The organism is Qipengyuania polymorpha, assembly GCF_019711435.1.
In the GTDB taxonomy this organism is placed as follows: Bacteria; Pseudomonadota; Alphaproteobacteria; order Sphingomonadales; family Sphingomonadaceae; genus Qipengyuania; species Qipengyuania polymorpha.
Genome location: NZ_JAIGNK010000001.1, coordinates 724,597 through 743,280 on the forward strand (window position 1 = coordinate 724,597; position 18,684 = coordinate 743,280).

The 18,684-nt window shown below is 63.3% G+C and carries 19 protein-coding genes; 6 read left to right on the plus strand and 13 right to left on the minus strand.

Translation table 11 applies throughout. The features are described 5' to 3' along the window. Nucleotides 1-30: 30 nt before the first annotated feature. Together K3152_RS03620 and K3152_RS03625 are read right to left on the minus strand one after the other, a co-directional pair. A complete protein-coding gene (locus K3152_RS03620; RefSeq protein WP_221572640.1) occupies nt 31-888 on the minus strand; it encodes a DUF817 domain-containing protein in 858 nt (285 codons plus the stop codon). Nucleotides 889-892: 4 nt separating this feature from the next. After that, nucleotides 893-2,074: a vWA domain-containing protein gene (locus K3152_RS03625; RefSeq protein ID WP_221572641.1), complete on the minus strand. Its 1,182-nt coding sequence runs from the start codon at nt 2,072-2,074 to the stop codon at nt 893-895. Nucleotides 2,075-2,218: 144 nt separating this feature from the next. On the opposite strand from K3152_RS03625, the gene K3152_RS03630 reads away from it, so the two are divergent. Continuing rightward, complete coding sequence (locus tag K3152_RS03630) at nt 2,219-3,622, plus strand: methyl-accepting chemotaxis protein (protein WP_221572642.1); 1,404 nt, start codon at nt 2,219-2,221, stop codon at nt 3,620-3,622. Nucleotides 3,623-3,702: 80 nt separating this feature from the next. Here the strand turns inward: K3152_RS03630 and K3152_RS03635 are convergent, their stop codons facing one another. Continuing rightward, a complete protein-coding gene (locus tag K3152_RS03635) occupies nt 3,703-4,557 on the minus strand; it encodes an AAA family ATPase (protein WP_221572643.1) in 855 nt (284 codons plus the stop codon). A gap of 100 nt (nt 4,558-4,657) precedes the next feature. Here K3152_RS03635 and K3152_RS03640 point away from each other — a divergent pair, with 100 nt between their 5' ends. After that, nucleotides 4,658-5,878, plus strand: coding sequence for a bifunctional alpha/beta hydrolase/OsmC family protein (locus K3152_RS03640; RefSeq protein WP_221572644.1), 1,221 nt, complete (start codon nt 4,658-4,660; stop codon nt 5,876-5,878). Here K3152_RS03640 and K3152_RS03645 read toward each other — a convergent pair. The 6 genes from K3152_RS03645 to K3152_RS03670 form a co-directional block, all read right to left on the minus strand. Then, nucleotides 5,875-6,912 (minus strand): response regulator, encoded by a 1,038-nt coding sequence (locus K3152_RS03645; protein WP_282098341.1) that lies wholly within the window; start codon nt 6,910-6,912, stop codon nt 5,875-5,877. The genes K3152_RS03640 and K3152_RS03645 overlap by 4 nt on opposite strands. After that, on the minus strand, nt 6,909-7,349 hold the full coding sequence (locus K3152_RS03650; protein WP_221572646.1) for a response regulator: 441 nt from the start codon (nt 7,347-7,349) through the stop codon (nt 6,909-6,911). Before K3152_RS03650 ends, K3152_RS03645 begins: the two co-directional genes overlap by 4 nt. Next, nucleotides 7,346-8,842, minus strand: a complete 1,497-nt coding sequence (locus tag K3152_RS03655; protein ID WP_221572647.1) for a sensor histidine kinase — start codon at nt 8,840-8,842, stop codon at nt 7,346-7,348. The genes K3152_RS03650 and K3152_RS03655 overlap by 4 nt, the downstream gene beginning before the upstream one ends. A gap of 22 nt (nt 8,843-8,864) precedes the next feature. Continuing rightward, the gene (locus K3152_RS03660; RefSeq protein ID WP_221572648.1) at nt 8,865-9,236 is read right to left on the minus strand and encodes a hypothetical protein; all 372 of its coding nucleotides are present in this window, start codon (nt 9,234-9,236) and stop codon (nt 8,865-8,867) included. Continuing rightward, nucleotides 9,229-11,217, minus strand: coding sequence for a DNA topoisomerase IV subunit B (gene parE / locus K3152_RS03665; RefSeq protein WP_221572649.1), 1,989 nt, complete (start codon nt 11,215-11,217; stop codon nt 9,229-9,231). Before parE ends, K3152_RS03660 begins: the two co-directional genes overlap by 8 nt. A gap of 61 nt (nt 11,218-11,278) precedes the next feature. Continuing rightward, a complete protein-coding gene (locus K3152_RS03670) occupies nt 11,279-12,418 on the minus strand; it encodes a penicillin-binding protein activator (RefSeq protein WP_221572650.1) in 1,140 nt (379 codons plus the stop codon). A gap of 38 nt (nt 12,419-12,456) precedes the next feature. Between K3152_RS03670 and rsmI the strand changes: the two genes are divergently transcribed. Genes rsmI through gshB form a run of 3 tightly spaced genes read left to right on the plus strand, consistent with a single transcriptional unit; the run spans nt 12,457 to nt 14,636 of the window. Continuing rightward, nucleotides 12,457-13,311: a 16S rRNA (cytidine(1402)-2'-O)-methyltransferase gene (gene rsmI / locus K3152_RS03675; RefSeq protein ID WP_221572651.1), complete on the plus strand. Its 855-nt coding sequence runs from the start codon at nt 12,457-12,459 to the stop codon at nt 13,309-13,311. Beyond that, nucleotides 13,308-13,658 (plus strand): YraN family protein, encoded by a 351-nt coding sequence (locus K3152_RS03680; RefSeq protein ID WP_221572652.1) that lies wholly within the window; start codon nt 13,308-13,310, stop codon nt 13,656-13,658. Before rsmI ends, K3152_RS03680 begins: the two co-directional genes overlap by 4 nt. A 9-nt stretch (nt 13,659-13,667) precedes the next feature. Next, nucleotides 13,668-14,636 (plus strand): glutathione synthase, encoded by a 969-nt coding sequence (gene gshB, locus K3152_RS03685; RefSeq protein WP_221572653.1) that lies wholly within the window; start codon nt 13,668-13,670, stop codon nt 14,634-14,636. Here gshB and K3152_RS03690 read toward each other — a convergent pair whose 3' ends face one another. Then, nucleotides 14,637-15,536, minus strand: coding sequence for a tyrosine recombinase XerC (locus tag K3152_RS03690; protein ID WP_221572654.1), 900 nt, complete (start codon nt 15,534-15,536; stop codon nt 14,637-14,639). It lies immediately after the preceding gene. Continuing rightward, nucleotides 15,533-16,687, minus strand: a complete 1,155-nt coding sequence (gene hemW, locus K3152_RS03695; protein ID WP_221572655.1) for a radical SAM family heme chaperone HemW — start codon at nt 16,685-16,687, stop codon at nt 15,533-15,535. The genes K3152_RS03690 and hemW overlap by 4 nt, the downstream gene beginning before the upstream one ends. A gap of 47 nt (nt 16,688-16,734) precedes the next feature. Here hemW and K3152_RS03700 point away from each other — a divergent pair, with 47 nt between their 5' ends. Next, nucleotides 16,735-17,316 carry a CAP domain-containing protein gene (locus tag K3152_RS03700; RefSeq protein WP_221572656.1) on the plus strand — a complete coding sequence of 194 codons (582 nt, stop codon included), beginning with the start codon at nt 16,735-16,737 and terminating at the stop codon, nt 17,314-17,316. Here the strand turns inward: K3152_RS03700 and rdgB are convergent, their stop codons facing one another. After that, the gene (gene rdgB / locus K3152_RS03705; protein ID WP_221572657.1) at nt 17,317-17,943 is read right to left on the minus strand and encodes an RdgB/HAM1 family non-canonical purine NTP pyrophosphatase; all 627 of its coding nucleotides are present in this window, start codon (nt 17,941-17,943) and stop codon (nt 17,317-17,319) included. Beyond that, entirely contained in the window at nt 17,940-18,656 is a 717-nt protein-coding gene (rph, locus tag K3152_RS03710; protein ID WP_221572658.1) for a ribonuclease PH, read from the minus strand. Before rph ends, rdgB begins: the two co-directional genes overlap by 4 nt. Nucleotides 18,657-18,684: the final 28 nt, after the last annotated feature.

The window sequence follows — 18,684 nt, forward strand, 5'->3', positions numbered from 1 at the left end:
CCATCTCTCCTTCGCCAGAAATAATACGCCTCAAGCCGTTGATTTCCAAATGCGCCCGTCGAGAGGCTTCACGGGTTGGACGAGGCTGACCAGCACGAAACTGATGAGCATCAGCAAATACCAGCTGCCCAGCTTGGCGAGGCTGACCATTTCCCAGCCGTCTTCCTGACCGGGGTAGTTCCACGCATTGGCGAAGGTGGCGATGTTCTCGGCGAACCAGATGAACAGCGCGACCAGCAGGAAGCCGAGCAGCAGCGGCATCCAGCGATGGACGCGCCAGTTGCGAAAGTGGATTTTCGTGCGCCGGAACAGCCAGATGGTGGCCGCGAACAGCAACAGGCGGATATCCGGCAGCCAATGGTGCGCGAAGAAGTTGACGTAAATGGCGGTCGCAAGCGCATAGGTCGTCCAGCGCGGGGGAAAGGCGGTGTAGCGGAAATCGAAAATGCGCCAGACGCGCGCGATGTAGCTGCCGACGCTGGCGTACATGAAGCCCGAGAAAAGCGGCACCGCGCCGATGTGGAGCAGGCTGTCCTCGGGATAGACCCAAGAACCGGCGGCTGTCTTGAAGAGCTCCATCACCGTGCCGACGATATGGAAAAGCAGGATGACCTTTGCCTCGTCCCACGTCTCCAGCCTGAAGGCCAGCATGCCCACCTGTATGGCGAGCGCGGCCAGGGTGAGGAAATCATAGCGATGCAGCGCGGCATCTTCGGGATAGAAGAAATGGGTGAGCAGGAGCAGGGCGAGGAGCAGCGCTCCGAACAGGCACGCCCACGCCTGCTTCACCCCGAACAGCAGGAACTCGTAGAGCCAGAGCCGCCAGCCGGTACCGGGGTCGAAACTCTCAAGACGCTGGCGTAGCGCCTCGAAGCGGGTGTGCTTCAAGCGCTTACCCCTGCTTGCGGCTCAATTCGCGCATGGCATCGTCCAGCCCGTCGAGCGTCAGTGGATACATGCGATCGTTCACCAGCTGCTTCATCACCTTGGTGGACTGCGAATAATTCCACTGCTTCTCCGGCACGGGGTTGAGCCAGACGGTGGCGGGATAGGTGTTGACCACGCGCTGCATCCATGTAGCGCCGGCTTCTTCGTTCATATGTTCGACGCTGCCGCCCGGGTGGGTGATTTCGTAGGGGCTCATCGCTGCATCGCCGACGAAGACGACCTTGTAGTCGTGCCCGTATTTGTGAAGCACGTCCCACGTCTTGGTGCGCTCCTGCCAGCGGCGGCGGTTGTCCTTCCACACGCCTTCGTAGAGGCAGTTGTGGAAGTAGAAGAATTCGAGGTTCTTGAACTCGCTGGTGGCGGCGCTGAACAGTTCCTCGGTCACCTTGATGAATGGGTCCATCGACCCACCGACATCGAGGAAGAGCAACAGCTTTACCGCATTGTGCCGTTCGGGCCGCATGCGGATGTCGAGCCAGCCCTGCTTGGCCGTGCCGCGGATGGTCGCATCGAGGTCGAGTTCGTCCGCCGCACCTTCGCGGGCAAAGCGGCGCAGGCGGCGCAGCGCCATCTTGATGTTGCGGGTGCCCAGTTCCTTGGTGTTGTCGAGGTTCTTGAACTCGCGCTTGTCCCACACCTTGATGGCGCGCTTGTGCTTGCTCTCGCCGCCGATGCGGACGCCTTCGGGGTTGTAGCCGCTGTTGCCGAAGGGCGAGGTGCCGCCCGTGCCAATCCACTTGTTGCCGCCCTGGTGGCGCTTTTCCTGTTCCTCGAGCCGCTTTTTGAGCGTCTCCATGATCTCGTCCCAGTCGCCGAGGCTCTTGATCTTTTCCATCTCTTCTTCGGAGAGGAATTTCTCGGCTACCGCCTTGAGCCAGTCTTCCGGCACATCGACCGGGTTCTGGCCATAGTCGGTCAGGATACCCTTGAAGACCTTGGAGAAAACCTGGTCGAAGCGGTCGAGCAGGCCCTCGTCCTTAACGAAGGTCGCGCGCGAGAGGTAGTAGAAGCTCTCGGGCGACTGGCCGATGACTTCCTTGTCCAGCGCCTCGAGCAGGGTGAGGTGCTCCTTGAAGCTGGCCTGGATGCCTGCAGCGCGCAGTTCGTCGACGAAATTGAAGAACATGGTGGTGGCCCTACATGGCCGCGCCGGACCGCGCCAGTCCTGTTTCGCAACCTTCTTTTGTAAAAAGACGACAGACTTAACGGGTCGCTAACCATTCTTCCCTAGAGCACAGGCTGAACGAGACCAAAAAAGGGGTCGAATCGCATGGAAGTCAATGCAATCGATGCAAGGGGAGCATCGGCTCTTGACCGTATTCCGGAGGCTTGCGGCAAGGTTACCGTCGGCTGTTCCGACGTGGCCGGTATCGTGCAGGCCGTGCTCGACAGTTCGGGCGTTTTGCGGGCAGAGCACATCGAACTGCAGGGCACCGTAAAGGAACTGGAGGCCGACCAGCGCAAGGTCGCCGAGGCCAGCGACGAAGCGCGCCTTCTCTCGGCCCGTGCCATCGAGCGGCTGAACATGGGCACGACCCAGATCCAGTCGTCGCTCTCGCAAATCACCAACCTTCTCGACCTCGTCGAAACGCTTGCCACCCATGTCACCGGCTTTGCAGCCGCGATGGACCAGGTGAAGCGCTGTTCGCAGGATATCGAGCAGATTGCCGAGACGACGAACATCCTTGCCCTCAACGCCACCATCGAGGCGATGCGTGCCGGCGATGCGGGGCGCACCTTTGCCGTCGTCGCCAACGAGGTGAAGACGCTCGCTGGCGAGACCCGCAAGGCAACCGACGAGATTGCCGACGTCATCGAGACGCTCGGCAGCGAGGCTGCCACCGTCATCGATCGGATCGAAGCGGGCGCCAAGGCGTCGAACGAGGCCAAGACCTCGGTTGCCAGCATCGATGCAACCATCGCGGGCGTGAGCCAGCTGGTCGAAGAAGTCGACAACCAGAACGACCAGATTACCCGCGCAACGGGGATGATGACCGAACATGTCGACCGCGTGTCGGCCGTCATCGACAGCTTCGACCGCGCGGCAAACGAAAACGAGGAACGCCTCGTCACCGCGCATGAGCGCATCACCGACCTCGAAATGACGGCTTCGGAAATGTTCGACCGCATCGTGCAGGCCGGACTCTCGCCAGAAGACAGCCTGATGGTCGAAACCGCACAGAAGCGCGCCCGCGAAGTCGAGCAGCTTGCCGAGAAGGCGATCGCCGAAGGAAAGCTCAGCGTCGACCAGCTTTTCGACCAGAATTACCAGCAGATCCCGAACAGCAACCCGGTCCGCTATCGCACCAGCCTGATGGACTGGGCACACGAAAACTGGCGCCACGTGCTCGACGACGCTGCAGAGGGTGACAAGCGCGTCATGGCTGCCGCTTGCACCGACATGGGCGGGTACCTGCCCACGCACCTCACGCGCCATTCGCAGGCACCGACGGGGAACGTCGAACTCGACACGCGCAATTGCCGCAATGGTCGCAAGATCCTCGATCCCATCGACCAGCGTGCCAAGGAGAGCAATGCTCCCTACATGATGGCGGTCTATCGCCAGGAAAACGACGGCAAGAGCTATCGCGTCGTGCGCAACGTCTATGTGCCGGTCACGATTGCCGGACGTCGCTGGGGCGATTTCGAGCTGGCCTACAGTTTCGACGGATAAACTTCCTGAACATGAGAAAAGGGCCGGGAAGCCATGTTGCTTCCCGGCCCTTTTTCATGGCCTCGGGCGAGGCAGTCCCTTCAAGTCTGGCGGCGCGCCATGAAGGCCAGTCGTTCGAACAGCATCACGTCCTGCTCGTTCTTCAGCAATGCGCCGTGCAGCGGCGGGATGGCGCTGTTGGGGTTGCTGTCCTGCAGCACTTCCAGCGGCATGTCCTCGTTCAGCAGGAGCTTGAGCCAGTCGAGCAATTCGCTGGTGCTGGGCTTTTTCTTCAGCCCCGGCACGTCGCGCAGTTCGTAGAAGATTTCCATCGCCTTGGTGACGAGGTTCTTCTGGATGTCGGGGAAATGGACCTCGATGATGTCGCGCATCGTGTCGCGGTCGGGGAACTTGATGTAGTGGAAGAAGCAACGGCGCAGGAAAGCGTCGGGGAGTTCCTTCTCGTTGTTCGAGGTGATGACGACGATGGGGCGCTCTTTCGCCTCGATACGCTCGTGCGTTTCGTAGACATCGAAGCTCATCCGGTCGAGTTCCTGCAAGAGATCGTTCGGGAATTCGATGTCCGCCTTGTCGATTTCGTCGATCAGCAGGACGGGCAGTTCGGGGCTGGTGAACGCCTCCCACAGCTTGCCCTTCTTGATGTAGTTCGAAATGTCGTGGACGCGCTCGTCGCCGAGCTGGCCGTCTCGCAGGCGGGCGACTGCGTCGTATTCGTAAAGGCCCTGCTGCGCCTTGGTGGTGGACTTGACGTTCCACTCGATCATCGGCGCACCCAGTGCCTTGGAAATTTCGTGCGCGAGGACGGTCTTGCCCGTGCCCGGTTCGCCCTTGACCAGCAGCGGGCGGCGCAGCGTGACGGCGGCGTTCACCGCGACCTTCAAATCCTCGGTGGCGATATAGGAACTGGTGCCTTCGAAACGGGTCTGGTCGGACATGAGTTTTCCCTTGCAACTTTGTGCGATGCGTTAGGGGGCTGGCACTCTCAGGGCAAGGGGGCGTTGTAGGCCAAGAGCGATGAGCGCCGAAGGAGGGCCCATGCCGACAGAGAATATCACGATTGCGACCGACGCCGGGCACGAACTCACCGGCTCGCTGGAACTGCCGACAGGCCTCGTGCGCGGGGCGGCGCTGTTTGCGCACTGCTTCACCTGCACCAAGAACAGCAAGGCGGCTGTGACCGTTGCGCGCGCGCTGGCCAAAGAGGGCATCGCAACGCTGCGGTTCGACTTCACCGGGCTGGGCGGCAGCGGCGGCGAATTCGGGCGCGCGGGCTTTGCGGCCGATGTCTCGGACCTTGTCGCGGCAGCCGAGGATCTGCTCGAGCGGTTTGCGCAGCCCATCCTGCTGGTTGGTCACAGCCTTGGCGGCGCGGCCGTGCTGGCAGCGGCCGATGAAATAGGGTTCGAGCGTATTGCCGCGGTTGCCACAATCGGCGCCCCTTCCGATGTCCCGCATGTGCTGGCCAATATCGACGGGGACCTCGACGCTATCCGTACATCGGGCCAGGGCGAGGTGCGCATCGCGGGCCGTGAGTTCACGCTGGGCCGCGAATTTATCGAGAAGGTCGAGAATACCGACCTGCTGGCCGAGGTCGGACGGCTGCGCAAGCCGCTCCTGTTTCTCCATTCGCCGACCGACGACGTGGTCGGCATCGACCATGCCAGCGCGCTATTCCAGGCGGCGAAGCATCCCAAGAGCTTCGTCAGCCTCGAAGGTGCGGACCATCTGTTGCTGCGCGAGGAGGACGCCTCATTCGTGGCCACCGTCATCGCGGGCTGGGCGAGCAGATACCTGCCGATGCGCGACGACTGGCCGATGCCCGAAGAGGGCGTGGTGACCTGCATGGGCCACGGCAAGTTCGGCACCGAGATACACACCAAGACCCACCGCTTCATCGCCGACGAGCCCAAGTCCTATGGCGGTGACGATACAGGGCCCACGCCCTACGACCTGCTGCTGGGCGCGCTTGGTGCATGCACGTCGATGACGATGAAGATGTATGCCGACCGCAAGGAATGGCCGCTCGAAGGCGTGCAAATCCACCTCACCCATTCGCGCGACCATGCGAAGGACTGCAAGGACTGCCTCGCCGAGGAAGATGGCATGCCACACCAGCTGCTGACGCGCGAAATCAGCATTCGCGGGGATGCGTTGGACGAGGACCAGCGGGCGCGCTTGCTCGAGATTGCGGACAAGTGCCCGGTCCATAAAACGCTGGAAGGGCGGATCAGCGTCGAGACGCGGTTGGCTGATTAGGCGGCGGTTTTCACCACGAGTCGGTGACTGGTGCCTTGCTCGCATTCGAGCCGCTCGAGCTCGGTGCCGAGCGAACGGGTGATGGCCTTGATGATACGCATCCCGAGACCTGTTCCCTCGGGGCCTGCACCTTCCTTGATCCCCGCGCCGTTGTCGCTGACAGTGACGCTGTAGCCTTGGTCAATCGCGGCTAGCGCAACTTCGACGCGGCCTTTTCCGGCTTCGGCGAAGGCGTATTTGGCCGCGTTGCTGACAAGTTCATTGACCACGACGCCGACATTGACCGCGTCATCGGGCGACACTTCGACATGGTCGGAAGTGTAAGCGAGTTCTACGCAACCGTCGGTCTCGGACATGTTCTGCCGTAGCTCTTCGACCAGGGTGCCGAGATATTCGTCGAGGTCGATCGTGGTCAGATCGCCGCGGGTATAGAGGTTCTGGTGGACTTTCCCGATGGCCTTGATGCGGTTTTGCGTGGCGGCGAGGGCATCCTTGGCATCTTCTGATGCGGTCTGGTTCGCCTGCATGGCGACGAAGCTCTGGACCATTTGCAGCGAATTGGAGACGCGGTGGTGCACTTCGCGCACCAGCATTTCGAGCCGCTCATTGGCTTCGCGCAGGTCTGCCTCTGCCTCGCGCTTTTCACGCTCCAGCCGGTCGCGGGCGAAGGCCTGGCGAAAGCGGCTGTCGAGCAGGTCGAAGAAGCTGTCGCCCACGGTCTTCACAACGAAATCGGTTGCCCCGGCATGGATCGCTTCGACCGCAACGGCGGTATCGCTGTCTCCGGTGACGAAAACGACTGCCGGATGCCCTTCCACCGCGACAATTTCGTCGAGCATCTGCCGGCCACTCTTGCCCGGCATATGGTTGTCGATGGCGACCAGGTCGTATTGCTTGGACTTCATGCATTCGAGGCCTTCATCGGCGCTCTCTGCCGTATCGACGTCGAACCCGCGTTTGTTCAGCGCGCGCTGGATCAGCCGCCGGAGACCGGCGTCATCATCGACGTAAAGGATCTTTTTCGGTTCTATCAGTCTTCTGCCGAGGGGACCTGGATGACCGAAAGGAACAGGCCGAGCTGGCGGATGGCGTCGGCGAAGCTTTCATAATTCACCGGCTTGGTGATGTAGACGTTGCAGCCAAGGTCGTAGCAGCGCTGGATTTCCACCTTGTCATCGGTGGTGGTGAGGACGACGACAGGGGTGCGGTGCAGCGTTTCGTCCTGCTTGATCTTCTCGAGGATCGAGGTTCCGCTCATGTCGGGCAGGTTGAGGTCGAGGAGCACCAGCGCAGGGCCGTTATGTGCCGGGCCGCTCGGGTCGTTGAAGAGGTATTCCAGCGCCGAGGTGCCGTCTTCGAAGTGCGCGATGTCATTGGAAATACCCGCGCGGCGGATATTCTTCTCGATGAGGCGGGCGTGGCCTGCATCATCCTCGATCATGACGATGCTGACGGATTGCTGCGAATTCATGCAAGTGCCTCCTGGGCAATGAATTTTGCCGGTAGAGAAAGTCTAAACCGCGAACCTTTTCCAAGTTCCGAATCGACTTCGATGGTACCGCCAAGGCGATAGGCCAGCGCGCGGACATTGGCGAGGCCGAGGCCTTCGCCTTCCTGGTCCTGCGTGCCGGCGCGGCGGAAAAGCTCGAAAATCCGCTCGTGGTCCTCGGGCGCGATACCGCGGCCATTGTCGATGACATCGATGCGCACCGTGCCGACCGCCTTGCTGCCCTCGACCACGATTTTGCCCGCACGTTCCGGGCTGAGATACTTGATGGCGTTTTCGATGAGGTTCTGGAGGATCTGCTCGACCGCGATCCGGTCGCTCTCCAGTTCCGGGATGGATTTCACCTCGATAGTCGCACCTGCGTCCTCGGTGCGCTGGTAGAGCGAGTCGACGATATCCTCGACCAGCTCCTCCATATCGAGCTCTTCGGGCTGCAGCTTGCGCCGGCCCTGCCGCGAGAGTTCGAGGATAGAATTGATGAGACGGTCCATCTTCTCGGTCGAGGTGCGGATGAAGCCGAGGGCTTCGGGCAGGTCCTCGTCGACTGCGAGCCAGGCCTCTTCATCACGCAGGTCCGGGTGGTTTGCGTAAAGCTCCTCGAGATGCGCGTGAATAATCTTGCGGGCTTCGTCCAATTCGGAAGTGAAACCGAGCACATTGACCAGTGGTGAGCGCAAATCGTGGCTGACGATATATGCGAAACGCTGGATTTCCTCGTTTGCGCGGATGAGCTCGGCCGTCCGGCTCTGCACGGCGGTTTCGAGGCCCGTGTTCGCTTCGCGAAGGCTGACCTGAGCTGCGGCAAGATCGCGATTGTATCGCAGCACGATCGAAACGGCGGTCACCAGCACACCGAGCAGCAGCATGAGCGACAGGCCACCGACGATGTAGAACAGGAGCAGCGAATCCAGCTGCGCGCGGTTGCGTTCGACGAGGGTGCGGGATTCCGCGGCCGACATTTCTTCGGCGATTTCGCGAATGTCCTGCGTGATCAGGACCGCGCCATCGGTGTTGAAATCCATGGTGTCCGCATCGGCAACCGCCGCCTCCGGGTCGGCAAACATGGCGTCGATCATCACCGTGCGCTCGGCATTGAGCTCGCGAATTTCTTCCAGGCGATCGCGTTGTTCGACGCTGACAAGCATGTCGGCCAACCGTGCCTGCTCACTTTCGAAGTCGGAACTCGCTTCGCGAACGGTTCTCGCGAAAAGCGGATCTGGCTGGAGCAGGAAACCGCGCCGCCCAACAGCTATCTGTTCGCTGAAGGTTGCGAGGCTGTCGATGCTGGCTTGTCGCTCGAGCGTCTTTTCGACGGCATCGGTGTCCTCGGTAATCGCGCCGAGGGTCATGAATGCAGTGATCAGCGCAGTTGCGAGAAGAGCGAGACCGACGCCCAGCAGCAGGAGGACGCGCCGACGGCCGATTGCCTCGTACCTTCTGCGAACCGAATCCGTCATCCAAGCTCCCTGTCCCGGTGGATTAGGCGAGTGCCGTTAACGCAGTGATGCCAAAGAAGAAAGCCAGCATTGCCCCGGTGGCGAAGCGCCACGCGAAAGACGCACCCCGCAGGCCGCGCTCCATTGCAAGGTGCCAGATGAAACCGCTCACCAGCAGCGCCACGGCTACAGTCACCAACGGAGACAAACCGAGCCACACCGCACTCAGCAGGTATACTGCAGGCATGGCGATGACCTGAAGGATCAAAGCGCCTGCGAACCACACGATGGGTATCGGGCGATAGGCCGTATCGGAAGCATACCAGTCCGGCAGCGAGGAATCCGGGCGCGATATCCGGCGGTCGTCGTAGACGATGTCTTCTTCACGCGGGTCGGGATAGTCCCGATCAGGCATCGATCATGTCGCGGTCGAATTCGCCGGCATTGTTCTGGATGAAGTTGAAGCGGTGTTCCGGGTTACGGCCCATCAGCTGGTCGACCAGTTCCTTGACCACCGCACGCTGCTCGAATTCGGCGGGCAGGGTGATGCGGATGAGGCTGCGGGTCTCCGGGTCCATCGTGGTTTCCCTGAGCTGGGCGGGGTTCATTTCGCCCAGGCCCTTGAAGCGGCCGACTTCGACCTTCTTGCCCTTGAAGACGGTCTCTTCCAGTTCCTTCCTGTGCTCGTCGTCGCGGGCGTAGCGGCTCTCCTTGCCTGCAGTGAGCTTGTAGAGCGGCGGCTGCGCGAGATAGAGGTAACCGCCGCGCACCACATCGGGCATCTCCTGGAAGAAGAAAGTCATCAGCAGCGTGGCGATATGCGCACCGTCGACATCGGCGTCGGTCATGATGATGATGCGGTCGTAGCGCAGGTTTTCCGCGTCGCATTCCTTGCGCGTCCCGCAGCCCATCGCGAGGCTGAGGTCGGCGATTTCGCTGTTGGCGCGGATCTTGTCGGCGGTGGCCGAGGCGACGTTGAGGATCTTGCCGCGGATGGGGAGGATGGCCTGCGTCTTGCGGTTGCGCGCCTGCTTGGCGCTGCCGCCTGCCGAGTCTCCTTCGACGATGAAGAGTTCGGTCTCGCCGTCGCCTTCACCCGAGCAATCGGTGAGCTTGCCCGGCAGGCGCAGCTTCTTGGCGTTGGTCGCCGTCTTGCGCTTGATTTCGCGTTCCTGCTTCCTGCGCAGGCGCTCGTCCATCCGCTCCATGACCTGGCCGAGCAGTGCCTTGCCGCGATCCATGTTGTCGGAAAGGAAATGGTCGAAATGGTCGCGTACCGCATTCTCGACGAGGCGCGCGGCTTCGGGCGAGGTCAGGCGGTCCTTGGTCTGGCTCTGGAACTGCGGGTCGCGGATGAAGACCGACAGCATCACATCCGCGCCGACCATTATATCGTCGGCGGTCAGGTCCTTGGCCTTCTTGGTGCCGGTGAGTTCACCGAAGGCGCGCAGGCCCTTGGTGAGCGCGGCGCGCAGGCCCTGCTCATGCGTCCCGCCATCAGGCGTGGGCACGGTGTTACAATACCAACTGGTCGAGCCGTCCGAATAGAGCGGCCAGGCGATCGCCCATTCGACGCTGCCCTGCTCGAGCCCGTCGATTTCGGGGAAGGCCTGCTTGCCCGCGAAGGGCTGGGCGGTGACGCATTCGCGCCCGCCGATTTGCTCAGCGAGATGGTCGGCAAGGCCGCCGGGGAACTTGAAGACCGCTTCGGCTGGGACTTCTTCGGAAGCGAGGCTCTCGGCGCACTTCCAGCGGATTTCGACGCCGGCGAAGAGATAGGCCTTCGAGCGCGCCAGCTTGAACAATCGCTTGGGGTTGAACTTGCGGTCGCCGAAAATCTCGGTGTCGGGGACGAATGTGACGGTCGTGCCGCGCCGGTTGGGGGTCGGGCCAAGTTCCTCGATGCTGCCCTTGGGCGCGCCCTTGGAGAATTCCTGCGCATAGAGCGTCTTGTCGCGCGCCACCTCGACACGGGTATAGTCGGACAGCGCGTTGACCACGCTGACACCGACACCATGAAGGCCGCCGCTGGTGGCATAGGCCTTGCCCGAGAACTTGCCGCCAGAATGCAGCGTCGTGAGGATGACTTCGAGCGTCGACTTGCCCGGATATTTCGGATGCTCGGCCACCGGCATCCCGCGCCCGTTATCGGCGATGGTGATGCGGTTGCCTTCCTCAAGGCGCACTTCGATGCGGCTTGCATGCCCTGCGACCGCCTCGTCCATCGAGTTGTCGAGCACTTCCGCAACGAGGTGATGCAGCGCGCGGTCGTCGGTGCCGCCGATATACATGCCGGGGCGGCGGCGCACAGGCTCGAGGCCCTCGAGGACCTCGATGGAGGAAGCGTCATAGTCGCCGGAAGATGTCGGCGTGTTTTCGAACAGGTCGTCGGACATGGGTTCAGGCTATATCGCACGCACCCGCACCCGCAAGCGGGCAGCCGAACTTATCCGCCTGTCAGAAGCCTTTCGGAGCGGTCGAGACGATGGTGACATCGCCATTGGTGACGCGCCGGACCTCCATGGCCCGCTCGACAACGCCGTTGCGCTGGAAGCGGAAAGGACCGTCCATCCCGTCGAACCCGCCCGACTGGAACAGGACGTTAGTGGGGAAGGGGCGCCCGTAGTCCCAATCGCGTGCGGCGCGCAGGGTGAGGAGGACCGCGTCATATCCAAGCGTCGCGACGCGGTAAGGCTGGCCGCCGAAGCGTTCCTCGTAACTGCGCACGAAGCCGCCGTAACGCGCATCGCTGACCGAGGAGAAGAGGGCTCCGCGAAGGGCCGTTGAACGCAGCACATCGCGGTCGCCGCTCCAGCGTTCGGTACCGAGGATTTGCAGGCCGTCGCGCTTGACAGCCTCGCCGCCGCGGATGGAATTCGTGCCGCCGTCGGCAATCAGCACCGCGTCGATGCCGCCGCGCTGGCGAAGGCGTCCGCCTGCGCTCACCACCGAGGTGTTGGTGCGCGAATAGCGCTCGCTGGCGACGAAATTGCCGCCATGTGCCGAGAGGGCGGTGCGCAAAGCTGCTTCGGCGCGGTCACCATATTCGCCGTCCGGCGCGAGGATGGCGAAATCGTCCGCGCCGTTGTCGCGCGCGTATTCGACGCTGCGGGCGATGGACTGTTCGGGGATATGCCCCATCACGAAGACGCCGGGACCGGCGACGCTCGTATCGTTGGAAAAGCTGATGATCGGCACGCCGGCTGGAGCGGCCTCTGCGCGCACGGAAACGACATTGCTGCCGAGCAGCGGGCCGAGGATGAGCTTGTTGCCATCGGCCAGCGCCTGGCGCGCGGCTGCCTGCGGGCCCTGCGCCGTGTCATAGGTGGTGATGCGCAGGTTGCTCGCCTCGGTATCGAGGATGGCCATGGTGGTCGCATTGGCAATTGACTGGCCGACCTCGCCGTTCTGTCCCGACAGCGGCACGAGCAGGGCAACGCGGTGAAGGCCATCCTGCGGCAAGCTTGACGGACCGGGTTCGGGCGTGGGGCCTGTTGTCGGCGCCTCGCCGCCCTTGGGAATGATCGAACAGCCCGAAAGAAGGACCGCACTTGCGGCCATCATCATGTTCCGGCGGGTGAAAAATGCGCGCTTCATTCTTGCCGCGTCCTGTATTGCTAGTCCATGGGGGGCAGGTGAGCGATACCGCCCAACCTTCACAAGACCGCCTTACACCCGGTCTCTATCTCGTTGCCACCCCTATCGGCAATCTTGGCGATATCACCCTGCGCGCCGTGGACATCCTGTCACGCTGCGATGGCGTGGCCTGCGAGGATACGCGGGTTACGGGCAAGCTTTTGAAGCATCTCGGCATTTCCAAGCCCATGTGGCGCTATGACGACCATAGCGAACATCGCGACCGTGGCCGGCTGGTCGACTCGATGCGTTCCCGCGCCGTGGCGCTGGTGAGCGATGCGGGGACGCCGATGATTTCGGACCCGGGATACCGGCTGGTGAACGATTGCCGCGCCGAGGGGATACCGGTGACGAGCCTGCCCGGCGCATGTGCGGCGGTGGTCGGTCTCACGCTTTCGGGATTACCGAACGACCGTTTCCTTTTCGCAGGCTTTCTTCCGTCGAAGGAGAAGGCACGCCGTGAAACGCTTGAGGAGTTGGCGAATACCGACGCGACCCTCGTGTTTTACGAGACCGGACCGCGGCTGCTCAAATCGCTGGCTGCGCTGAAGGAGCTGATGCCCGAGCGCGAAATCGCCGTGGCGCGCGAACTCACCAAGCTGCACGAGGAATGTCGCCGCGGCCTCGCCGACGGACTGATGGCCTATTACGACGCCAATCCGCCCAAGGGTGAAATCGTCCTGCTCGTCGGCCCGCCCGAGACCCATGCCCCAAGCGACGCCGATGCCGACACCATGCTGCGCGAGGCGATGGCCACGATGAAGGCGAGCCAGGCCGCGGCGCAGGTCTCCAAGGCCACCGGCCTCGACCGCAAGACGCTCTATGCCCGCGCGATGGAGATGAAGTCCGAATGAAGCGCCAGCTGGCCGAACGCAGCGGCCGCGACGGCGAGACCCGTGCGGCCTTCTGGCTGCGGGCGAAGGGCTGGCAAATCCTCGACACGCGCGTGAAGACACCGGCAGGCGAAATCGACCTCGTCGCAAAGCGCGGCAAGCTGGTCGCCTTCGTCGAGGTGAAGTGGCGCAAGAAGCGCGAGGAACTCGACCATGCCATCGACGAGCACCGCCTCGCGCGCGTCGCCGCTGCTGCCGAGGCCGTGGCGCATCGCTATGCAGGCGAGGGCGAGGACATTCGCGTCGACGTAATCCTGCTTGCACCCGGCGCCTTCCCTCGCCACATCGCCAACGCCTGGCAACCGTAAGGAATTCGCATGTCACTCCGCGTCGCCGTCCAGATGGACCCGCTCGAAAGCATCAATATCGCGGGCGACAGCAGTTTCGCACTGATGCTCAGCGCGCAGGAGCGCGGGCACGAGGTCTGGCACTACGATGTCGGCAGCCTCGCATGGCAGAGCGACGGCACGCCTTCTGGCAGGATTACCGCCCACGCTGCGCCGGTCACGGTGCAGAGGGTGGAGGGCAATCACTTCACGGCTGGCGAGCGCCGCCGCATCGACCTCGCCAAGGATATCGACGTCGTGCTGATGCGGCAGGACCCGCCGTTCCACCTTGGCTATATCAGCGCTGCCTTCCTGCTCGACCGGCTGAAGGGCACGACGCTGGTCATAAACGACCCGCGCGAGGTGGTGAACGCGCCCGAAAAGATGTTCGTGCTCGACTATGCGCGGTTCATGCCGCCGACCATGATTGCGCGGCATCTGGACGATTTGAAAGCTTTCCAGAAGGAACACGGCTCGGTTGTGATGAAGCCGCTCCACGGTAATGGCGGCAAGGCGATCTTCCGGCTCGATGCGGATGGCACGAACCTTTCCGCGCTGAGCGAGGTTTTCAACCAGACCTGGCCCGAGCCGCACATGATCCAGCCCTTCCTTCCCGAAGTCAGCGAAGGCGACAAGCGGATCGTGCTTGTCGATGGCGAATTCACAGGCGCTATCAACCGCTTCCCCGGCGAAGGTGAGTTTCGTTCGAACCTTGCGCAGGGCGGCCATGCGGAATCGGCCACATTGACGCCGCGCGAGGAGGAAATCTGCGCCGCCATGGGCCCGGAACTCAAAAAGCGCGGGCTGGTATTCGTCGGCATCGATGTCATCGGCGGCAAGTGGCTGACCGAAATCAACGTCACCTCGCCCACCGGCATCGTCGCCATCGACAAGTTCAACGGCACCGACACGCCGGGCTTGATCTGGGACGCCATCGAGCGGCGGCACGCAGCGATGTAATCAGTCGTCGCGCTCGCGCGGGTGGGCGCTGCGATAGGTGTCGAGCAGGCTGGCGGCATCGACTTTGGTATAGATTTGCGTCGAGCCGAGGCTGGCGTGGCCGAGCAATTCCTGCAGGCTCCGTAGGTCCGCTCCCGCACCCAGAAGATGCGTGGCGAAGCTGTGCCGCAGGGCGTGGGGCGTTGCCGTATCGGGCAAGCCGAGTGCGCGGCGGGCGCGGGCGGTGGCTTTCTGGACGACGCCTTGCGACAGGCTGCCGCCTTTGATGCCGCGGAACAGTGGCTGGTCGGGGGCAAGCGACCAGGGGCACTTGCGGACATAGGCATCCACCGCCTCGCGGATGAGCGGGACCAGCGGCACCACCCGCTGCTTGTCGCCCTTGCCGGTGACGGTCAGCGTCTCGCCGAGCGGCAGGACGCTCGCAGAAAGCGACAGCGCCTCGGAAATACGCATGCCCGCGCCGTAGAGCATCAGCAGCACCGCCCGGTCGCGTGCGCCCACCCAGTCGTCCCCGGCCAGCGCTTCGACCGTCTCGGCCAAACCGAGGGCATCGTCGGGCGACACGGGGCGCGGCAGGCCCTTCTTGACACGCGGGCCGCGCAGGCGCGGAGCCTCGGTGACTTCATGGCCCGCTTGCGCCCGCGCGAAGCCGATGAAGGCCTTGAGCGCCGACAATTCGCGCGCGGCCGAGGCGTTGGACAGTCCGTCGTTGCGTCTCGTGGCGAGGTGGGTGCGCAGCTTGCCGGTGGAGATGGTCGCGACTTGTTCGAATTCGCCGATTTCAAGCCGCGTGAGGAGCCGCTCAGCCGCCTTGTGATAAGCGCGCACCGTGTGCGGCGAGCGCCTCAGGCCAAGCGCCAGATGGTCGTGCCAAGCGCCGAGGACATCCTGGCGGCTCAACTGCTGACCAGCTCCGTCGCCACCAGTTCGCCCAGCAGCGCGTCGAGCAAGGGCATTCCGGCATCGGTGACGATAAGCCGTGCGCCGTCCTGCCGGACAAGGCCGAGGTCGCGGTAAAGCGCGAGTTTGCCAGCGTCTATCAGGTGGTCGCTCGTCACCCCGAAGCGATTGCCCAGCGCGGCGAGGTCCACGCCTTCTGCCAGTCGCAGCCCCATCAGCAGCGCCTCGGAGGCCTGCTCGTTGCTGGTCAGCAGGCGGTGTTCGGCAATGCCGTCACCTTGGCTTTCGACTGCGCTCAGGAAATTCTCCGGCTTCTTGTGCCGCGTCGTCGCCACGCCGCCGCGCCGTCCGTGCGCGCCGGGGCCGATGCCGTGATAGTCGAGATAGCGCCAGTAGGTGAGGTTGTGGCGACTCTCCTCGCCGGGGCGAGCGTGGTTGCTGATTTCATACGCCGGAAGGCCCGCTGCTGCCGTCATCTCGCGGGTGAGGGCGAAGAGGTCGGCGGCCGGGTCGTCGGCAAGCGGGTCGAACACGCCGCGCCGCACATCGGTGGCGAAGCGCGTCGCCGGCTCGATGGTCAGCTGGTAAAGCGACATATGCGATGTGCCGAGCGCAAGAGCCTCCGACAGCTCCTGCCGCCACTCCTCCTCGGTCTGGTCGGGGCGCGCGTAAATCAGGTCGATGGAGACACGGTCGAACAGCTTCTGCGCCGTCTCGACCGCCGCAAGCGCTTCTTCGACACCGTGCAGGCGCCCGAGGAATTGGAGCACATCGGGCCGCAAACTCTGCACACCCAGCGAGACGCGGTTGATGCCGGCGCGGGCGAGGTCCGCGAAATTCGCCGCCTCGACCGAGGACGGATTGCCCTCCAGCGTGATTTCGATGCCGGGCGCAAAGCCCCACAGCGTCTCGGCCTCGCGCAAGAGTGACGCCACGAGTGCAGGCGGCATCAGTGATGGCGTTCCCCCGCCAAAAAAGATACTTACGAGCGGCTCTTCATTTTTCGTCGCAGCATGTTCGGCGCGCATGTCGGCCAGCAGAGCGGCTTCCCACGCGGCCATGTCGGTGCGCTCGCGGACATGGCTGTTGAAGTCGCAATAGGGGCATTTGGCGAGGCAGAAGGGCCAGTGGATGTAGAGCGAACGGGCCAAGCGCGGCTTCACCTCAAATTAAGCACAGCCGCGGCATATCGTGCGGCATGGACGGGTCGAAAATCATCATCGCGGCAGGCGCCGCATTCGCCGCGCTATGTGCCACGGGTATCACCGTGGCCGCAAGCGCAAGGGACGCTTCTTCCGCGGGTAGCTACGAAACGCAGGCCAAGCACGACAACCGCATGAGCGACCGGATGGCCGTGCGGATGCTCGACGCGCACAACCGCGAACGCGTGCGCCTCGGCCTCCCCAAGCTCAAGTGGAACCGTGCGCTCGAGCGCGAGGCCAAGCAGTGGGGCCACGAACTGGCGCGGCGCGGCAGGCTCGAACATGCCGACCAGCGCACTCGCAATTCCACCGGCGAGAACCTTTGGATGGGGAGCCAGGGGCAATGGGATGCCATGGTCGGGATCGACATGATGATCGACGAGAAACAGCACTATACCCACGGAAATTTCCCCGAGATTTCGCGCACGGGCAAATGGGCCGACGTGGCGCATTACACGCAAATCGTGTGGCGCGACACCAAGGAAGTCGGCTGCTCGGTGGTCAACGAGCGCGGGTGGGATGTTCTGGTCTGTCGCTACTGGCCGGCGGGCAATGTCTGGGGCCAGAAGGCCTATTAATCAGCCGAATTGCTCGGCCACCAGCTTGGCAAAAGCATCGGCGCGGTGGCTGATGGCGTGCTTTTCTTCAGGAGCTATCTCGGCAAAGGTCTGGTCGCGGCCATTGGGCACGAAAACCGGGTCATAGCCGAAGCCCATTTCCCCGCGCGGCGGCCAGGTCAGCGTTCCTGGCGCAGTGCCCTCGTACACCGCCTGCTCGCCATCGGGCCATGCCAGCGCGAGCACGCAATGGAAGGCGCAGGAGCGGTCGACATCGGCGCCCTTCTGCTGGAGCATGCCCTCGACCTTGCCCATCGCCATGTACCAGTCGCGGCCCGGCTCGCCCTCGAAATGCTGCCGTTCGGCCCAGTCGGCGGTGTACACTCCGGGGCGGCCATCGAGCGCATCGACCGACAATCCGCTGTCGTCGGCAAGGGCAGGGAGGCCCGAGGCCTCCGCCGCAGCCCGCGCCTTCAAAAGCGCGTTCTGGACGAAGGTGGTCCCGGTTTCCGGCGGTTCGGGCAGGCCCAGCGAACCTGCGGAGATGCACTTCACCCCGTAAGGGTCGAGAAGCGCGGAGATCTCCTTCAGCTTGCCCGCATTATGCGTGGCAATCACGAGGCTGCCCGAACCGATGCGCCGTGTCATTTGCGCGTGGCCTCGTCCTGTGCGCGGAAGATGTCGGCGCAGCCCATCTGGGCAAGGCGGAGGAGACGCAGGAAGGCTTCCTCGTCATAGGGCGCGCCTTCGGCGGTCGCCTGAGCCTCGGCAATCTTGCCGCCTTCGATAAGCACGAAGTTGGCATCCGCATCGGCGTTACTGTCTTCGGGATAGTCGAGGTCGAGCACCGGCGTGCCCTTGTAGATACCGCAGGATACGGCAGCGACCTTGGCGGTGATGGGGTCTTCCACGATGTCTCCCGACTTCATCAACGCGTTGACGGCAAGCCGCAGAGCGACCCAGGCGCCCGAGATCGAGGCTGTGCGGGTGCCGCCATCGGCCTGGATGACGTCGCAATCGAGTGTAATCTGACGCTCGCCGAGCTTCCTGTGGTCTACCACGGCGCGCAAGCTACGCCCGATAAGGCGCTGGATTTCCTGCGTTCGTCCGCTCTGCTTGCCCTTGGCAGCCTCGCGCTGGCCGCGGGTATGCGTGGCGCGCGGAAGCATGGAATATTCGCCGGTGACCCAGCCTTCGCCTTTCCCGCGAAGCCACGGCGGGATGCGTTCTTCGACCGACGCGGTGCACAGCACCTTGGTCTCGCCGAAGCTGATGAGGCAGCTGCCCTCGGCGTGCTTGGTGTAGCCGGTCTCGATGGTGATGGCGCGCATTTCATCGGGCGCGCGTCCTGAAGGTCGCATGTTTTCTCCAATGCAGTCGAATCTCTGG